Source organism: Nonomuraea sp. NPDC048881 (assembly GCF_040649795.1).
Taxonomy (GTDB): Bacteria; Actinomycetota; Actinomycetes; order Streptosporangiales; family Streptosporangiaceae; genus Nonomuraea.
Genome location: NZ_JBEZGC010000006.1, coordinates 41,318 through 57,940, shown reverse-complemented (window position 1 = coordinate 57,940; position 16,623 = coordinate 41,318). Strand labels below are relative to the sequence as shown.

Annotated in this window: 15 protein-coding genes and 1 pseudogene; 7 read left to right on the top strand and 9 right to left on the bottom strand. The window is 70.3% G+C overall.

The window, feature by feature from the left end; all coding sequences use genetic code 11:
• Window positions 1–520: 520 nt before the first annotated feature.
• Window positions 521–766 carry a hypothetical protein gene (locus tag AB0C33_RS22165; protein ID WP_358290935.1) on the bottom strand — a complete coding sequence of 82 codons (246 nt, stop codon included), beginning with the start codon at window positions 764–766 and terminating at the stop codon, window positions 521–523.
• Window positions 767–905: 139 nt separating this feature from the next.
• Window positions 906–1,484, bottom strand: coding sequence for a shikimate kinase (locus tag AB0C33_RS22160; RefSeq protein WP_358290933.1), 579 nt, complete (start codon window positions 1,482–1,484; stop codon window positions 906–908).
• A gap of 74 nt (window positions 1,485–1,558) precedes the next feature.
• Here AB0C33_RS22160 and AB0C33_RS22155 point away from each other — a divergent pair, with 74 nt between their 5' ends.
• On the top strand, window positions 1,559–2,584 hold the full coding sequence (locus AB0C33_RS22155; protein WP_358290931.1) for an ATP-binding cassette domain-containing protein: 1,026 nt from the start codon (window positions 1,559–1,561) through the stop codon (window positions 2,582–2,584).
• Window positions 2,581–3,417: an ABC transporter permease gene (locus tag AB0C33_RS22150; protein WP_358290929.1), complete on the top strand. Its 837-nt coding sequence runs from the start codon at window positions 2,581–2,583 to the stop codon at window positions 3,415–3,417. The genes AB0C33_RS22155 and AB0C33_RS22150 overlap by 4 nt, the downstream gene beginning before the upstream one ends.
• A 1,680-nt stretch (window positions 3,418–5,097) precedes the next feature.
• Here the strand turns inward: AB0C33_RS22150 and AB0C33_RS22145 are convergent.
• Window positions 5,098–6,336, bottom strand: a pseudogene (locus AB0C33_RS22145) (BTAD domain-containing putative transcriptional regulator); the annotation flags it as partial.
• Between the two features lie 347 nt (window positions 6,337–6,683).
• Here AB0C33_RS22145 and AB0C33_RS22140 point away from each other — a divergent pair.
• Window positions 6,684–8,252 carry an FAD-dependent monooxygenase gene (locus tag AB0C33_RS22140; RefSeq protein ID WP_358290927.1) on the top strand — a complete coding sequence of 523 codons (1,569 nt, stop codon included), beginning with the start codon at window positions 6,684–6,686 and terminating at the stop codon, window positions 8,250–8,252.
• Window positions 8,253–8,268: 16 nt separating this feature from the next.
• Here the strand turns inward: AB0C33_RS22140 and AB0C33_RS22135 are convergent, their stop codons facing one another.
• The 4 genes from AB0C33_RS22135 to AB0C33_RS22120 form a co-directional block, all read right to left on the bottom strand.
• Window positions 8,269–8,889: a DedA family protein gene (locus tag AB0C33_RS22135; RefSeq protein WP_358290925.1), complete on the bottom strand. Its 621-nt coding sequence runs from the start codon at window positions 8,887–8,889 to the stop codon at window positions 8,269–8,271.
• Between the two features lie 99 nt (window positions 8,890–8,988).
• Window positions 8,989–10,017, bottom strand: coding sequence for a CU044_5270 family protein (locus AB0C33_RS22130; RefSeq protein WP_358290923.1), 1,029 nt, complete (start codon window positions 10,015–10,017; stop codon window positions 8,989–8,991).
• Window positions 10,014–10,586 (bottom strand): RNA polymerase sigma factor, encoded by a 573-nt coding sequence (locus tag AB0C33_RS22125; protein ID WP_358290921.1) that lies wholly within the window; start codon window positions 10,584–10,586, stop codon window positions 10,014–10,016. Before AB0C33_RS22125 ends, AB0C33_RS22130 begins: the two co-directional genes overlap by 4 nt.
• A 242-nt stretch (window positions 10,587–10,828) precedes the next feature.
• Entirely contained in the window at window positions 10,829–11,539 is a 711-nt protein-coding gene (locus tag AB0C33_RS22120) for a hypothetical protein (RefSeq protein ID WP_358290919.1), read from the bottom strand.
• A gap of 70 nt (window positions 11,540–11,609) precedes the next feature.
• Here AB0C33_RS22120 and AB0C33_RS22115 point away from each other — a divergent pair, with 70 nt between their 5' ends.
• Window positions 11,610–12,422 carry a TetR/AcrR family transcriptional regulator gene (locus AB0C33_RS22115; protein ID WP_358290916.1) on the top strand — a complete coding sequence of 271 codons (813 nt, stop codon included), beginning with the start codon at window positions 11,610–11,612 and terminating at the stop codon, window positions 12,420–12,422.
• A 171-nt stretch (window positions 12,423–12,593) separates the two neighbouring features.
• On the opposite strand, the gene AB0C33_RS22110 is transcribed toward AB0C33_RS22115, so the two are convergent.
• A complete protein-coding gene (locus AB0C33_RS22110) occupies window positions 12,594–12,743 on the bottom strand; it encodes a hypothetical protein (protein ID WP_358290914.1) in 150 nt (49 codons plus the stop codon).
• A 155-nt stretch (window positions 12,744–12,898) separates the two neighbouring features.
• Between AB0C33_RS22110 and AB0C33_RS22105 the strand changes: the two genes are divergently transcribed.
• On the top strand, window positions 12,899–13,270 hold the full coding sequence (locus AB0C33_RS22105; protein WP_358291816.1) for a DUF6461 domain-containing protein: 372 nt from the start codon (window positions 12,899–12,901) through the stop codon (window positions 13,268–13,270).
• A 970-nt stretch (window positions 13,271–14,240) separates the two neighbouring features.
• Here AB0C33_RS22105 and AB0C33_RS22100 read toward each other — a convergent pair.
• The gene (locus AB0C33_RS22100) at window positions 14,241–14,486 is read right to left on the bottom strand and encodes a DUF4291 family protein (protein ID WP_358290912.1); all 246 of its coding nucleotides are present in this window, start codon (window positions 14,484–14,486) and stop codon (window positions 14,241–14,243) included.
• Between the two features lie 46 nt (window positions 14,487–14,532).
• Between AB0C33_RS22100 and AB0C33_RS22095 the strand changes: the two genes are divergently transcribed.
• Both AB0C33_RS22095 and AB0C33_RS22090 read left to right on the top strand, forming a co-directional pair.
• Complete coding sequence (locus tag AB0C33_RS22095; protein WP_358290910.1) at window positions 14,533–15,246, top strand: site-specific integrase; 714 nt, start codon at window positions 14,533–14,535, stop codon at window positions 15,244–15,246.
• 343 nt (window positions 15,247–15,589) lie between these two features.
• Window positions 15,590–16,030, top strand: coding sequence for a hypothetical protein (locus AB0C33_RS22090; protein WP_358290908.1), 441 nt, complete (start codon window positions 15,590–15,592; stop codon window positions 16,028–16,030).
• Window positions 16,031–16,623 lie beyond the last annotated feature (593 nt).

Sequence of the window (16,623 nt, the reverse complement as noted above, 5' to 3'; positions counted from 1 at the left end):
CGGCGGAGGACGCGGGTGAGGGTACGGCGAAGCGGCGGCGTACCGACAACGTGTCCATTACTCACAGTCGTCAGATTAATGCATTTAGTTATCGTCCGATGAGATTACCGTGCTGGTCCGCCCGGCGTGGCGGCCGTACGGGAAACATCGGGGAAACGTCGTGACCGGTTGCATGCCTCTCCTGGACCTGTCCGAGAAGAGGTGCGCATGAGTGGAGCCGGATCCGCGAGGCCGTCGCGGCGGACGACGTTGGGCCTGCTCGGGGCGGTGCCCCTGGCGGCCGGTGGCGGGCTGACGTCTGCCGAGGGCGGGGTGGCCGCCTATGACCGCCCGTCTTCGCCCCCGGCACCGACAAGACCTACAGCAGCTCCGGGGGCACCAACGCCGCCCGCGCGTACGGGCCGGTCGCCGAGATCACAGGCGACCAGCGGCACGTCAGCCACGGGGGCGGCATCGCGGGCGGCAACACGAACTGGTCGATCTACCTCGACGGCGACTGGGTCGGGGTCATCCTGTGCAACTACGACCTCGACATCCAGGGCGTCATCCGCCAGGAGCGGCAGGCCGTCCTGGGCGCCTGAGCGCCGTCGCCGGTAGCGTCGGGCGCATGGATGTCGAGGTGGCGGTCGTGCGTGAGGTGGATCAGGAGCTCGTGGACGCGTTCGGGGTGCTGCTGCCGCAGCTCTCGGCGTCCGCCGAGCCGCCGGACCGGGCGGCGCTCGAACGCGTCGTGCGCAGCGAGGCGAACACCGTGCTGACCCGGCACGCCCTGCGCCTGGCGGAACAGGCGGGCGCCCGTACCGTCGACCTCACCTCCCGCCCCGACCGCGCGGCCGCCAACCGCCTGTATGAGCGCCTCGGCTCCGGGCCAGGAACTCGACCGTCTACCGCTTCGGCTCCGAGCGCTAGCCGGTCCCGCACGCGGTCAGAAGGCGGGCGAGGGTCTGGCCGGGGGTGTCCGCGTCGGTGTGCAGGACGGTCGTGGCCAGGGTGCGGTTGCCCGGGTCGCGCACCCATTCCGCGAGGAAGTCGTGGCCGTCGGCGCCGATCCAGTCGGTCTGCTTCGTGGCCAGGCTGCGCCGCCGCAGGACCTGGACGGATCGTTCCTCGTCCGGACAGGGCAGCACCAGCACCACGTGCTCGACGGCGGCGAGGGCGGCCCGGACGCGCCGGAACAGCTCCGGCCGCGTGTAGTGGCTGTGGCCGGCCCCGAGGGCGATGATCGCGTCCGGGTGGTCGGCCACCGCGCGTTCCACGGCATGGGCGCGGGCCGGCTCCCACTCCCGTTCGGCCGCGACCCGGCCGACGGCCCGGATCCGGGAGCGCAGCCGGTCCATGTCCCAGCCCGCCTCGGCGTAGTAGTCGGCGCCGATCGCGTCGATGTCGACGAAGCGCCGGCCCGTCGCCGTGGCCATGCCCTCGCCCAGGGTGCTCTTGCCCGCCGCGGCGGGGCCGATGAGGATCATCCACGGCGATTCACGCATCCGTACATTCTCCTCGGCAACCGGTGAAACCTTGTCGAGGGCGCCATGAAACCGGCGTCCCCGACACTGGAGCCATGAGCATCACAGAACTCGGGCACACCGGGGTCGGCCCGCCCCCCAGAGCGGCCACCGAGGCGGCCGTACACGCCGAAGGGCTGGTGAAGACGTTCGGCGCACACCGGGCCGTGGACGGGATCGACCTGGACGTACGCACCGGCGAGATCTTCGGCGTCCTCGGCCCCAACGGCGCGGGCAAGACCACCACCCTCCGCATGCTGGCCACCCTCCTGAAGATCGACGCCGGCCGCGCCGAGATCTTCGGGGTCGACGTGGCCGCCAACCCGCACGTGATCCGCCAGCTCGTCGGCGTCACGGGCCAGTACGCCTCGGTCGACGAGAACCTGACCGCCCGCGAGAACCTCTGGCTGTTCAGCCGCCTCCAGGGCATCGCCAAGCCGCGCGCCCGGCGCATCGCCACCGAGCTGCTGGGCCAGTTCGGCCTGGAGGACGCGGCCGACAAGCCGATCTCGCAGTTCTCCGGCGGCATGCGCAGGCGCCTGGACCTGGCGGTCAGCCTGATCACCAGGCCGCCGCTGATCTTCCTGGACGAGCCCACCACCGGCCTCGACCCCCGCACCCGCGGCCAGATGTGGGACGCCATCCGCGACCTGGTCTCCGACGGCTGCACCGTGCTGCTGACCACCCAGTACCTGGACGAGGCCGACCAGCTCGCCGACCGCATCGCCGTCATCGACCACGGCCGCAAGGTCGCCGAGGGCACGCCCGACCAGCTGAAGAGCGCGGTCGGCAACTCGACCCTGCAGTTGCTGCTCGCCGAGCCGGACGAGGTGCCCGCCGCCGTGGAGGTCGTGCGGCGCGTGCTCGGCTTCGACCCGGTGCTCAGCCCGGAGCAGGGCCGCCTCAACGTCGCGCTCGACCAGGCCGACCTGGCCGCCGAGGTGCTGATCGCCCTGCGCACCGCCGGGGTGTCGATCTCGTCGGTGAGCGTGGCCAAGCCCAGCCTGGACGAGGTGTTCCTCGTCCTGACCGGCCACGGGACGGACGACGACGCCGCGACCGGCACGGAGGAGAACCGATGAGCACCATGATCGCCCCCACCCGCGAGACGGTAAGGGCCGCCGACCGCGTGGAGGCCGCGCGGCGGCGCGTGACCCTGGCGGAGACCGTCAGCCAGACCCTGTCGATGGCCTGGCGGGCGCTGAAGAAGATGCGCCGCAACCCGGAGCAGTTCTTCGACGTGGCGCTGCAACCTCTGCTGTTCACCGCGATGTTCGCCTTCATCTTCGGCGGCGCCATCGCCGGCGACGTGCAGAGCTACCTCCCGCTCATGATCCCCGGCATCCTCGCCCAGACGGTGCTGACGACGTGCATGGCGACGGGCACGCAGCTGCGCGAGGACATGGAGAAGGGCGTCTTCGACCGGTTCAAGTCGTTGCCGATCGCCCGGATCGCGCCGCTCGCCGGCCCGATGGTGGCCGACCTGCTGCGTTACACCATCGCGGCCACGCTGACCTTCGGCATGGGCATGGTGATGGGCTACCGGCCGGGCGGCGGGGTGGGCGGCGTGCTGGCCGCGATCCTGCTGGCGATCTTCACGGGCTGGTCGCTGGCGTGGATCTTCACCTGGGTCGGCACGATCGCCCGCAGCGCCCAGGCCGTGCAGGGCATCTCGATGATGATCCTGTTCCCGCTGACGTTCCTGTCCAACGCGTTCGTCCCCGTGGAGACCCTGCCGGGGTGGCTGGCCGCGTTCGTCCGGGTCAATCCGGTCTCACACCTGGTCACGGCCACCCGGGACCTCGCCAACAACGCCCTCGTCAGCGGCGAGGTGGCCTGGACCCTGCTGGCGTGCGCGGTCGTCATGGCGATCTTCGCGCCCCTGTCGGTGCGCAGCTACAAGCGGCACATGTGAGCGCCGCCGGTCATGGCCGAAGACCTGATCGACGTGCCGCCGGGCCTCGTCGAGCAGGTCAGGGCCGCGCCGGTGGCCGTACTCGGCCCGGACGGCCGCGAGCGTGCCCGGCGCGGCCCGTTCCGCGTGCGGCTCGATCAGCGCGAAGTGCATGCTCGGCATCGTCCTGTTGTACGAGAACCGCTCGGCCAGCACCAGCAGCCTGATCGCGTCGCGCGCCGCCACGGCCTGCCGCAGCAGCCCCCACGTCCCGAGCGCGAACAACATCGAGCCGCACACCGGGAAGTCGAGGACCGGGTTCGTCACGATCAGCAGGTCGTAGCCCCGCGCGGCGGCGAACAGCTCCGCGCCGTACCCGACCTCCCGCGGCCCGGCATGGTGGGCGTACGCCGTCAGCGCGATCGACTCCGCGACGACCGACCAGGACGTGGCCCCCTCGTACGGCACCCCCGGCGGACGCAGGTCGCGCGCCCGCTCCACCGCCCTGCGGTAGTGCACCAGCGCCGCGGACGTCTCCCCGCGGGCGAGGGCGATCTCGGCTGCGCACAGCGAGTCGATCGCCGCGCCGCCGAGCACGGTGTCACCCTCGCTGATCCCGTTGATGCCGGCCAGCTCGGCCTCGGCGGCGTCGAGATCGCCGTCGGCCAGCGCCGAGATCAGCAGGACCGAGCGGAGCTGGGCCTCGTCGTCGACGGCGCCGAGCCGGCGCAGCACCGGCAGCGCGGTCCGCGCGTGACCGACCGCCCGCCCGCGGTCGCCGAGCTGCATGAACAGCTGGGCCAGCACGGCGTGCGCGACCGCGCCGATCCACGGGCCCTCACTGTCGCGGAGCAGCGACAGGGCCTGCTCGGCGGCCCCGATCGCCTGGTGCACCTCCCCGACGTTCTCCAGGACGTGGATGCTCGCCTGCGCCGCGGCCAGCGCCACGTCGCGGTCGGGGCTCCGGCGCAGCTCCAGGAGCTTGCGGTGGGCGTCGTCCCGGTCCCACGCGAGCGCCACCGTGGTCATGGCCCCCAGGCGGGGATCGGTCTCGCCGGTTCCCGGCAGCTCCTCAAGGAGCAGGCGCAGGGGATCGTGGGCGCGGTCGGTCACGGCGATGGTGTTCATCAGCGTGATCAGCAGGGCGGCCCTGGTCACCTCGACGAGCGGCGGTGGCGGCGTCCAGCCCTTGAGCGCCTGGCCGATCGCCTCCCGGTGGACGAAGATCCGGGTGTGGTCGCCGCGGATCGACCACAGCGAGCCCACACCGGCCAGCAACTGGACCGTCGCGGCCGGGTCGGGCTCGCCGAGTGCCTGCCGGAGCAGGTCGGCGAGGTTGCCCTCCTCCGCGCGCAGCGCGTCGACCGACTCGTACTGCCCCGGGCCGAACAGCGTGTAGGCGTGTGCGAGGGCGTACGCCGTGGCCCACTTCCGCTGCGCCGCGCGTGCCGCCGCCTCCTCGCCGGCCTCCTTCAGCCGCATCCGCCCGAACTCCCTGACGGTCTCCAACATCCGGTAGCGCAGGCCGTACGCCGTCTCGCGGACGCCGAGGATGGACTGCTCGGTGAGTGCGTCCACGACGGCCAGGGCGTCCGGGCCGAGTACGTGCTCGGCGGCGGTCAGCGTGAACCCGTCGCCGAACAGCGACAACCAGCGCCAGGCCCGCCGTTCTGGCTCGTCCAGCAGGTTCCACGACCAGTCGATCACCGCGAGCAGCGTCTGGTGGCGGTCGGGGGCCGTCCGGTTGCCGCCGCGCAGCAGGGCGAACCGGTCCGCCAGCCGCCGCGCGATCTCCTCGACCGACATCACCCGTACCTTGGCCGCGGCCAGCTCGATCGCGAGCGGCAGCCCGTCGAGGCGGGCGACGACCTCGGCGACCGCGTCCTCGCCGATCCGCACCCCGGGGCGGGCGGCCGTGGCGCGCTGCCGGAACAGCTCCGCCGCGTCCTCGGCGAGCAGCTCGCCGAGCAGGTAGACGCGTTCGGCGGGGATCGACAGCGGGGCGCGCGAGGTGGTCAGCACCCGCAGGTCGCGGGTCGTCACGGTCAGGAACGCCACCAGGTCGGCGACGGCCTCGATCACGTGCTCGCAGTTGTCCAGGACGAGCAGCGCCGGAGCCTGGTCGAGATGCTGGGCGATGCGGGCGCGCACGTCGGCGCGCTGCCCGGCGGTCAGGATCCGGCGCCCGCTGACCGAGTCGCGGACCCCGAGCGCCGACCCCACCTCGCCCACCACGCCCTCCGGCGAGGAGACGCCGACCAGCTCGATGAAGTGCACGACGGGCTGCGCGGCGTTCCGGCCCGCCACATGGGCCAGCCGCGTCTTGCCCAGGCCGCCGGGGCCGACGACGGAGACCACCCGGTTGGTCTGCAACAGGGCGTGGACGGCGCGGATGTCGTCCTCGCGGCCGAGCAGCGAGGAGCCGTCGAACTGGAGGCCGACGCGCACCGGCCGGTCCGCGGCGAGGAGTTCGGCGTACACGCGGGCCAGCTCGGGGCCGGGTTCGGTGCCGAGCCGGGCGATCAGGCCCGAGCGGTGGCGTTCGTAGCGCTCCAGCGCGGCGGCGGCGCCGCGGACGGCGGCCTCGCTGCGCAGCAGGCAGGCCAGCAGCTCCTCGTCCTGCGGCCGTTCGGCCGCGGCCTCCTCCAGCAGCGGCAGCGCGGCCTCGTGCGCGCCGCCGCGGGCGGCCGCGATCGCCGCCACCCGCCGGGCCTCGGCCACCTGCCGCTCCGCGACGGCGCGCAGGTCGGCCAGCGCGCCCGTGGCGCCGTCGGGGCCGCCGGCCACGACCAGGTCCAGGGCCTCCTCGGCACGGCGGCGCGCGAGCGCCGCGTCGTCCTGGCCCAGCGCGGCCCGCGCCTGCTCCACCAGCGTCCCCAGCAGCAGGACGTCGACCTGGCCCGCGGACAGCCCGAGCCGGTAACCGCGCGGGACGCGCACGACGACGTCGGGGCCGGTCGCGGCCCTGGTCCGGGAGACGACCACCTGCAGCGCCTTGGTCGGGTTGGCCGGCGCGCCGTCGGGCCACAGCTCCTCGACCAGCCGCTCGTCGCCGACGCCCGCGCGCCCGTGCAGGGCGAGCACGGCCAGCAGGGTGTGCGCGCGGTCGCCCACGACGCGCGCGCCGTGCCAGCGGACGCCGTCGAGGAGGACCAGTGCGGGAGACACATCCTCAGCTTACGGACGATTCACCGGCCCGCGCCGCCTCCCGCGCCCGCCCCGCCGCGACGACTCGGCCGGGCAGGCTTTGCTTACGATGAGGCGTGGATCGGCTGCGGAGCGTCCCCATGGCGGACGGCGAGGTGGAGGTGCTGATCGTCGGCGGCGGGCCGGTCGGGCTCACCGCACGGGCGCTGCTGGACCGCTGGGGCGTGCGGGCCCTGCTGGTCGAACGGCACCGCGAGCCGTCGCCCTTCCCGCGGGCCCGGCTGGTCAACGTGCGTTCGATGGAGATCTACCGCGGGCTCGGGCTCGCCGCCGGGATCGCCGCCCACGCGTTCGCCCCCGAGTACGGCCGCATCCGCTTCCGCGACACGCTGTGCGGCCGCGACTTCGCCACGGCGGCGATGACCGGCATCGACGCGCCGGTGCCCGAGAGCCCCGTGACCGGCGTGGTCACCTCGCAGGACCGCCTGGAACCCGTCCTGCTCGCTGGGGCGAGGTCGCCGGCCTGCTTCGGCGTCGAGCTCGCGGAGCTTGCCGAGGAGGCGGACGGCGTCGTGGCCGTCCTGCTCGGCGGCTCCCGGCGCGGCGAGCGCACCCGGCTCCGCGTCCGTCACGTCCTCGCCGCCGACGGCGCGAACTCCACCGTCCGGCGCCTGCTGGGCATCGGCGTCACCGGGCCCGGGAGCATGGGCGGCTTCACCACCGTCGTGTTCGACGCCGACCTGCGCCGCTGGTGCGCCGACCGGCCCGCCGGGGTCTACTTCACCGCGCACGGCCTGTTCGCGCCGCTGTATCCGGAAGGAGGCTGGGCCTGGTTCGTCCCCACCCCGGACGACGGCCCGCACGCCGACTGGCCCGCCCTCCTCGCGCGCGCCCTCGGCGGCGTGCCGGCCGACGTCGTACGGATCCAGCACTGGGAGACCGACGCGTTCGTCGCCGAGCGTTTCCGCCACGGCCGGATCCTGCTGGCCGGGGACGCCGCGCACGCGATGCCCATCGTCGGCGGGCTGGGCATGAACACCGGCATCGCCGACGTGCACAACCTGTGCTGGAAACTGGCGGGCGTCCTGCGGGGGTGGGCCGCTCCCGGCCTGCTGGAGACGTACGAGGAGGAGCGGCGGCCGGTCGCCTGCCGGACACTGCGCCAGGCGGTGGCCAACACCGAGCTCATGCTCGACGTGCAGAACCGGCGCCGCGCCCAGCTCCAGCCCGGCCGGGCGGCGCCGGACCACGTCGAGCTGCCCTGGTCGGAGCGGTACTTCGCGCAGCTCGGCCTGGTGCTGGGCGGCACGTACCGCTCCGGCGCCGTCCTCGCGGGCGAGGGGCCCGCGCCGGAGCCGCCGGGCGCGGACTACGTGCCCAGCGCGGAACCAGGTCGCCGGATGCCGCACCTCTGGCTCGCCCGCGACCGCTCGACCCTGGACACGTTCGGCGAATGGTTCACCGTGCTCACCCCGGACCCCGCCGCCTGGGCCGGGCCGACGACGCCATGGCCGGTGCGCGTCGAGTCCCTTCCCGTGGAACATGCGGCGTTCTGCGGGATCACCGCGCAGGGAGCGCTGCTCGTCCGTCCCGACGGGCACGTCGCCGCCCGCTGGTCCGGCCCTCCGGCCGCCTCCACCCTCCTCGACGCCCTCGCCGCGTTGACCGGGCAGGACGCCCGAGCCGTCCGTCGCGCAGCGCCTCCGTGACGACCGGCCCGCGCCGTCATCCGGCCTGCGCCGCATGCCGTCCCTTGCGCCGCTCGCCCAGCCGGACGCCCACGAAGACCAGCACGGCCAGCAGCACTACGACGATGACCGCGTTGGTGCCCATGCCGACATAGGACTCCACCAGCGACCAGTTCTCGCCGAGCGCCCAGCCGGCCAGCACGAACACGGTGTTCCAGAGCAGGCTGCCGGCCGTGGTCAGGAGCGTGAACACGCCCAGCGGCATACGTTCCACCCCGGCGGGAACGGAGATCAGACTGCGGAAGATCGGGATCATCCGTCCGAAGAACACCGTCTTGCGCCCGTGCCTGTGGAACCACGCCTCGGTCCGCGCGATGTCGGAGACCTTCAGCAGCGGAAGCCGGGCGGCCAGGGCCACTGTGCGCTCGCGGCCGAGCACCGCGCCCACCCAGTACAGCGCCAGCGCCCCGATCACCGAGCCGGCCGTGGTCCACAGCAGCACGGCGACCAGGTTCATCGCCCCCTGGGAGGCGGTGAAGCCGGCCAGCGGCAGGATCACCTCGCTGGGCAGGGGCGGGAACAGGTTCTCCAGCGCGATCGCGATCCCCGCTCCCGGCGCGCCCAGCAGCTCCATCAGGTCGATCAGCCATTCCGTCATGCGTCAGAGACTAGGAACGACCAAGGGGCGGCCACCATGAGGCAGGTGGCCGTTCAGGAGTGCGGGAAACCACACCCCCCGCCGCCGTCGTCGTCGGCGCTAGCTGCCGGTGCACCACCTGCCGCTCTTGAACCGCTCCTCGACCTCGACCTCGGGCGCCGAGTCGGCGACCGCGATGTCGAGTTGCGCCGTGGCGGCCACCAAGGTGCCGGCCGGCGACTTGGCCGCCTCGGCGTCCACCACCAACTGCCGGTCGCCGAGCAGCGCGTAGGTGTCGCTGTCGAAGATGAGATCCCAGCGCACCCCGTCCGGGCTCGTGAAGCCCACGCCGATGCCCGTGCGGCCCGCCGCGTCCTGCACCCCCTCGTCGATGGTGATGCCGGGGAACGTGCTCAGGGCCTGGTACAACGCGCTGCGTTGCACGGCCGGGAGGTAGCTGTGCCACAGCAGCTGACGTGCGGCGAGGTAGGCGAGGAACGGCGTCAGGCTCTTCGCCTTGGGCTTCCACATCGCGTCGAGGTGGGCGCGCATGCCGTCCGCGTCGGTCGGCAGGTTCTTGATCGTCGGATAGTCGCTCCTGAAGTCCTTGCAGTAGACGATGGGGTCGGTTCTGGTGCCCATGTCCTTGTAGGCGGACTTCGGGATCGGTTCGCCGGCGTAGGCCAGGGGCTCGATGGGCGAGTGCTCGAACACGCCGTCGGCGTACTGCCCCGGCCGTCGCTCGCCCGCCCGCAGCCAGACAGTGGTCTTGGAACGCCGGTAGTAGTGCTCGTCGGACTTGTCGAACGGCACCAGGGAGTGGTCGGTGATCTGCAGGGTCTTCACCACGATGTACTGGTCGTCGCGCGGCTCGATCTCGTCGACGGCGGCCCTCGCCGCGCGGTGGAGCACGTCGGCGGCCGACAGCAGCTTCATCTCCTGCGGCGGGGACGGGGCCGGCGGCACCTTCACCACCACCAGGCCGACGGCCAGCGCCAGCCCTCCGGCGAGGGCGAAGCCGTACGGCCTGCGCCAGGACCACCGGGGCCGTCCGGCCCTGAGCAGCCGATCCCTGGCCATGGCCTTGGTGCCGGGGTCGTAGGGCGCCACTTCCGGCCGGACCTCGTTGATCAGGTCGAACTCGTTCATCGGGGGTCCTCCAGGACGTTGCGAATCTTGGCCCGAATCCGGGACAGACGGGAACGGACGGTGCCCACCGGGATGTCGAACGCCTGAGCCGCCTGCTCGTAGGACAGTTCGGCCCAGGTGACCAGGAAGAGCAGCTCGCGTTCCGCCGAGGAGAGCCTGGCCAGCGCGTCGGCCAGGCGGGGACCGAGCCGCTGGGCGTCGATCCGGTCGATGCTTCGCTGCTCGAAGGGGTTGTCGTCGTGACCCGGCATCCTGGCCAGGGCCCGCAGCCTGCGCACCTCGGTACGGCGGTGTTTGGCGATCAGGTTGGCGGCGATGCCGTACAACCAGGGGGCGGCGTCCGGTCTGGACAGGTCGTAGCGGGACCGTTTTCGGAACGCCGCGAGGAACGTCTCGGCTGTCACGTCGTCGGCCGCGGAGGAGTTCTCCTGGCCGAGACGTCTGGTGGCATATCGGTGGATCTCATCCGCGTACCTGTCGAAGAGGCCCGCGAACCGATCGGGGTCGGCCAGCGACTCCTCGATGAGGGCGGCGTCCGTGATGGCCGCCACCGGGGTGAGTCCTCTCATGAGGGGAAGTCCTTCCACAGGGCGCGTTCGCACCCTTCACCACAGACTCACCCGCACCGGCCTTTCGGTTCCATCGCTCCTTGGGGGAGTTCGGCGCGTGGGAGTTCAACGGAATCCGACCCGCTTCAGCGGAATCCGACTCGCTTGAGCGGAATTCGACCTGCTTCAGCCGGATCCGGCCCGCTTCAGCGGGATCCGGCTCGCCGAACTCGCCACGCGTACGTGCCTGTGCGTCGCCGCCGTCAGGCGAACCGCGGCGCCGGGATGACCCTCTTCCTCAGCGCCGCGACGCCGACGGCCGCCACCCAGATGGCGGCGATGCCGTTGAACATCGCGACCGCGCCCCAGCCGTTCGAGGCGTAGAACTCCGACGAGTTGAAGCCGAAGAACATCGACGGCACCCCGGCCAGGTGCAGTGCGGCGATGCCGAACGACGACCAGCCGACCCACCGGGAAAGGGCGCCCGTGCGCAGCACCGCGTACCCGAAGGCGACACCGAAGACGACCAGCATCAGGTGGCTCATCGAGCCGTAGAGCAGGTAGGTGGGCACGGTGCGGGTCGGGTCGATCTCCTCGACGGCCTTGATGGCGCTGCTGCCCTCGATCCCCTTGGCGACCATGTCGATGATCGTCCACGCCACGCCGGCGGTGCCGGCGACCGCCCCGAACCATTCGTAGCGGGCGTCGGCCCGCGTGATGAGGGACCGGACACCGCTCATGAACACCAGGAACAGCGTCAGCGCGCAGAAGTTGAAGAGCGTACGGGTGAGGATCAGCCAGTCCGGCATGAGGGCGCCGGTCTCGACACCGCAGGCCGGAGGGTCACACGCGGGCACGACGAAGTAGAGGGGGAGCTCGGCCATCGCGAAGACGGCGCCGAGGATCCCGGCCACGCCGATCCAGCGGCGAGCCGTGGGCGGGAGCTGAATCTGTGTAAGTAATGAAGTGTTCATGGCATGCACAGTAGCAACAACTGTGTAAGCCGTCTACTATTTCCTTCAGATCTTCGAGAGGATGCCGGCCATGACCCCACGCAAGAGCTCCGGACGCGACCTCACGCGAGACCACGAGCCCGCGCCGGGTCCCGGGCCCGCCGACGACGCAGACCTCGATGCGCTGCCGCCTGGCTTGGCCGCGGCCTGGGGCGTCGTCGACACTGGTGGGCGGCGCGGCCCCAAGCCGGCGCACAGCGTCGAGAAGATCATCGCGGTCGCGACCGAACTGGCCGACGAGGAGGGCATCGCCGCCGCCTCCCTGCCCAAGGTGGCCGCCCGGATCGGCGTGACCGCCAACGCGCTGTATCGCTACGTCAGCTCCAAGGAAGAGCTCATCGTGCTCCTGGCCGATCGCGCCTGGGGCGACCCGCCCGAGTTGCCCGACGGCGACTGGCGAGAGGCGGCCGCGCTGTGGTCACGCCGGCTGTTCGAGCGTTTCCTCTCCCGTCCGTGGCTGCTGGACGTGCCGACCACCGTCTCCCTGACCCCGCACAACGCGGCCTGGCTGGACGCCCTGATCACCGCGCTCGGATCGACCGGCATGGAGGCGCAGCTGATGCTGAACTGCGCGTACCTCCTCGACAGCCACGCCCGCTACGGCGCCAACCTGCGCCGCAACACTCCGACACCGGCCGCGTTGCGCCGCGCGAACCCCGACCAGCAGCGGGCGGTGCGCGCGGTCCGCGTGTTCCTCGACGGCCAGCTCCGCTCCCGCAACCTGAACGCCGTCGCGGACGCGATCCAGGACCCGATGTTCCTCGCCGACGAACCTCCGCTCGACGGCTTCGAATTCGGCCTCGCCAGAATCCTCGACGGCATCGAGGCATACGTCCAGCAGTAGGAACGCCGCAGCAGCCGGCCCGCCGGATATGCCCGTCGGCAATTGCGCCTTGGTCGGCGACGTCGACGGCAATGTCGTCCAGGCCCGATCGGTCCTCCGCCGCGTTCTCGCCAAAGGCCGCAAACCATGGCCACTCGACTGACACAGACTCCGCACGTGCCGTTCGATCACTCACGCCGACGCCAGGTCCTCGAACCCCGCCTTCAACCAGGTAGGCCCCACGACGACGTGCAGCTCACTGCCCCGTCCCAGCACGACCGCCGTCCTGGGAACCGGCCGTCCGTCGGGCATCACCAGCCGGGTGGGACGATCCACCGGCAAGCCTTCTCCCTTGATGCTCCCGGTGACCACCCGGTGCCGCTGTCCTTCATATCCGCCGACAAGCGCCCGCGGTCTTACCCCGCACGAGGCTAGGCCCGCCTTGGCATTGACGTGTTCTACGGGGATGACGAGGAAGGCGATTCGAGGAACGGCTCATCTGCGCCCGGCGGGCCGATGGCGGGACCATTCTGAGCGAGTGGAACGGCTTCGCCGGCACGCTGCCCGAGGTGCTGAGGCTCTTGTCGGCTGGGATGGTAGCGGCGAGTGTCTTCGTCAACGTGAACATGGTCGCGTCCTGCGACCATTACGCCGACGGTCGCAACATCCTGACCTCCGATCCGCTGTTCGGCGGCGGTGAGGACGGCATCCCGGAGGACTTCGTGGCCGACCGGATCGAGCTCGGGCTGGCCGGCGCCAAGTCGGAGGGCGGGCTCGCCGCTCCGCTGCTGCTGGCCGAGCGCATCACCGAGGTGCGTCCGAACGCGTCAAGTGACGTGGTGGCCGCCCATGGCGTTCTTGAGTATTGAGGCACCTTGCTGTCGGCCCACCGCAAACCGCAGCAGGTCAACGACGCAACCCAACCGCCTTAGCAGCTCGGATCCTGTCCGTTCCGATCAGTGCAGCCTGCACCAACAGACTCGGACGGTCGACCTGGAACAGTGTGGAACCCCCTTGGATTGCAACTCAAACTGCAACTAAGGAACGTCCATCACGGGTGCCAGGACCTCGGTGACGCGCGCACATCCGGCGGGCGGTCGCATCTCGTACATGGTGATCACGTCACCCGGCTTGATGTGCTGCCAGTGCTCAGGAGTCAGGGGGATGAGCCTCACCGGCGCGCGCCCGCCTGGTTCCAGTGGGGCACGACTCTCGACCCAGAGAGAGGCAATGCTGAGCGTTAGCTCACCTTCGGGAGTGCGTCGGCCTATGTCCCACATGGGCCGGAGCGACCTGCCAGGAAGAACGGGCAGCGCACGGGCACCTTCCTCGGTGCGCACCAAGCGGAGCTCAGCCCGCAAGGCACCGTTCCGGGCCTCACTGCTCCGCCACTCGTACCAGTCGGCATCCTCAGGGAGCCAGATCATCCGCGCGGCGTGGGCCAGAAGGCTCCAGAACTCAGGCCGCTGTGGGCGAGCATCGCCGAGCTCTTCGAGAAGGATGAACGCCGTCTCCCAGTCCTCGTCTCCCAGACACTCCATGACTTGAGCAACGCTGGTGGCGCCTTCAACAGAACGGGTACCTGCTAGATAGAGCCAAGCAGCCTCATGAAGCGGGGAATTCTGGGAACCCACGAATTCAGCCTAGATGGAGCCTGACACCTTGCTTGCAAAGACGTGTGCCAATCATCCTCGACCTGTACCTTCCCAGCTCGGGCCGCTGGCCCGCTTCCCCGTGACTCCCCGTCATTCCACCCTGGTCATCGACCGATCGGGCACGCAACGGGCACGCCCCTCAGACTTCATTCTTCCTTCCCGTGTTGCGGGAGGTATCCGTTACTTAGCTGAGATCGGGCGCGATCGTGGCGCCGATGGCCTGGGCAAGCTCTAGGGGTAGGGGATACGGGGTTTCCGCGGGCAGCATGTCCGTGACGTCCCGGCCTTGGCGTAGCGCCTGATGGATTCCGTGGGCCCGATCGGTGAGGTCATCGATCGCCAGGATCCACTGGTCGAGGTAGCGCGTGACGGCGTCGCCAGAGAGACGGGCCGGCGGCGGCAAGAATGGGCGGCCGCTCTCCTCGCGCACGGTCGATTACGTCCACGCCGTGCTTCGGAAGGCATTCCGTGACGCCGTGAACGTCGATGAGATCCTGTCGTCCAGTCCGGTGGAGAAGGCCAAGCGCCCGCGACGGGAGATCAGCGAGCCTGGCACGGTCTGGACCACGGACCAGCTCAAGACGTTCCTCCTCGCTACTCGCGATCACCGCCTCTGGCCCTTCTTCCATGTCGCGGCCTACACGGGTGCTCGGCGTGGTGAGCTGCTCCATCTGCGCTGGTCCGATGTCGATCTTGAAGACAGGCAGATCACCATCCGCGGCTCGGCCTCGTTCATCGACGGCAAGCGCGTCGAGGGCACCACCAAGAGCGGTCGTAGGCGCGTCGTCAGCCTCGACGCGCGGACGGTTCAGGTCTTCCGTGCACAACGCTCCCAGCAAGCCGCGGACAGGCTCCAGCTCGGCCCCGAGTGGCGGGGCGGCGGCGACTACGTGTTCACCACGGGATGGGGCGAGCCCGTCCACCCCGACACGCTCAGCTCACTTTTCCCGATCTTGATCAAGCGGCACAACCAAACGAACACCGGCACGCCGTTGCCCCATGCACGGCTTCACGACCTACGCCATATCCATGCGACGATCCTGCTCCTAGCCGGCGTCCCCGTCCATGTGGTCGCGGCCCGCCTCGGCCATGCCGACCCGTCGATCACGCTCAGGGTCTATGCCCATGTGATCCGCGCCGCCGAGGCGTCAGCCGCCGATGTATTCGCTGAGGCGATCGGTGAGGGATGAGAGGTCGTGTTAGCAGAGGTGTTGCAAGATCCGGAGATTGTCCTGGCAAACCGAAAGGCCCGCTCCCAGGAACCCCTGGTCGCGGGCCTTTCGCATGTGTGCGGCCGGAGGTACTCGAAACCCCAACCTTCTGATCCGTAGGGAAGGGCAGCCTCCTGGTCGAGGCGCCTTTGGCCTGGTCAGGTGGTTGAGAGTGGATGGAATCGGAAGGCGTAGTAAGGCTGTGTTGCTGTACTTCTGCGCTGTACAGCAGCGGACAGAACCTGCATGCCCAGTGGCGAGGCAGCTACCAATCGCATCAACACTGCCGTGCTGGACCGATCCAAAGTGTATGCATGATCTTATGATCGCGCTACGACACCTCCACGCCACCGCCCTGCTTGCACTGGTCGGTCTTCTCACCGCCTGCGGCGGCGCCTCGACCAACAAGGACGCCGCGGCCATCATCGGTGACCTCGGTGCTAACGGCGTGCCCGCCAAGCTCGGTACCGTCTACGACGAGAACACCGACCCGAACAAGCTGCTTGGCCGCCCCAATGGCTACCTCAGCAAGGCGGAGTTCACCGATAGCAGGGTTAAGGCCGATAAGGCGGGCAGTGTCGAGGTGTTCGAGGACGCCGGCAGTGCCGAGGCCCGCGCCGAGTACATACAGGCGCTCGGAAAGACTCCGATGCTGGCTGAATACACGTACGTTAAGGGGAACGTCGTGGTGCGCGTGGACAAGGACATGGCCCCCTCAGACGCCAAGGCGTACGAGGACGCACTCAGCGAGATCGTCGAATAGCTCTACACGCCGGAGCCACTGGGCCGAGCGAAGCTCTACAGGCCGTGGGAGTCCCGAGCGGTCAACCTCTCCACGTGGGGAGGTGATCCCACTGATGGAGTCTAGGAGGATCGAGCTTCTGACTTCCTGCTTGCAAACGGGAGCCAGTCACAACGTCGAGCAGACTTTTCTCTGGTCAAGCCGCAGGTGCGGGCCGGTCGCGCGTGCCCATGTGCGATGGCGTTGCTGTATTCCGCTGCTGTACAGCAGTGGGGCAGGCGGCCAGCCCGCTTATCCGGTGGCAAGGGGACCCGTACCGCAGGGCCGCCAGGCCCGAGGAACGGAAGCCACGCGGCAGGGCTTTTCAGCAACCGCATTAGGAGAGGGGAGATTGCTTCGTCTGTGAAGGTTGCTTGAGCTGGTCAAATAGCTTATGCGGCGCTGGTGCTACGCAAGATCATCCCGCGCATGCCCCCTGTCGGCTGTGGCGGTTGCTACGTCGTTCGGCAGAACGAGAGTGTGGTACGCCAACGATCGCGTCAGGATGTCAGACCGTTAACCGCAGCGATGATCGCTCAGGAGTCACACAGGTCGTCTCGCAGGTTTCCGCTTGA

What these genes read in the sequence shown, in the direction of transcription:
- AB0C33_RS22135 (WP_358290925.1), bottom strand. Translation starts at nt 8,889, where the DNA reads ATGACGGAATGGCTGATCGACCTGATGGAGCTGCTGGGCGCGCCGGGA.
- AB0C33_RS22155 (WP_358290931.1), top strand. Translation starts at nt 1,559, where the DNA reads ATGAGCATCACAGAACTCGGGCACACCGGGGTCGGCCCGCCCCCCAGA.
- AB0C33_RS22125 (WP_358290921.1), bottom strand. Translation starts at nt 10,586, where the DNA reads ATGAGAGGACTCACCCCGGTGGCGGCCATCACGGACGCCGCCCTCATC.
- AB0C33_RS22140 (WP_358290927.1), top strand. Translation starts at nt 6,684, where the DNA reads ATGGCGGACGGCGAGGTGGAGGTGCTGATCGTCGGCGGCGGGCCGGTC.
- AB0C33_RS22120 (WP_358290919.1), bottom strand. Translation starts at nt 11,539, where the DNA reads ATGAACACTTCATTACTTACACAGATTCAGCTCCCGCCCACGGCTCGC.
- AB0C33_RS22090 (WP_358290908.1), top strand. Translation starts at nt 15,590, where the DNA reads ATGATCGCGCTACGACACCTCCACGCCACCGCCCTGCTTGCACTGGTC.
- AB0C33_RS22150 (WP_358290929.1), top strand. Translation starts at nt 2,581, where the DNA reads ATGAGCACCATGATCGCCCCCACCCGCGAGACGGTAAGGGCCGCCGAC.
- AB0C33_RS22115 (WP_358290916.1), top strand. Translation starts at nt 11,610, where the DNA reads ATGACCCCACGCAAGAGCTCCGGACGCGACCTCACGCGAGACCACGAG.
- AB0C33_RS22130 (WP_358290923.1), bottom strand. Translation starts at nt 10,017, where the DNA reads ATGAACGAGTTCGACCTGATCAACGAGGTCCGGCCGGAAGTGGCGCCC.
- AB0C33_RS22160 (WP_358290933.1), bottom strand. Translation starts at nt 1,484, where the DNA reads ATGCGTGAATCGCCGTGGATGATCCTCATCGGCCCCGCCGCGGCGGGC.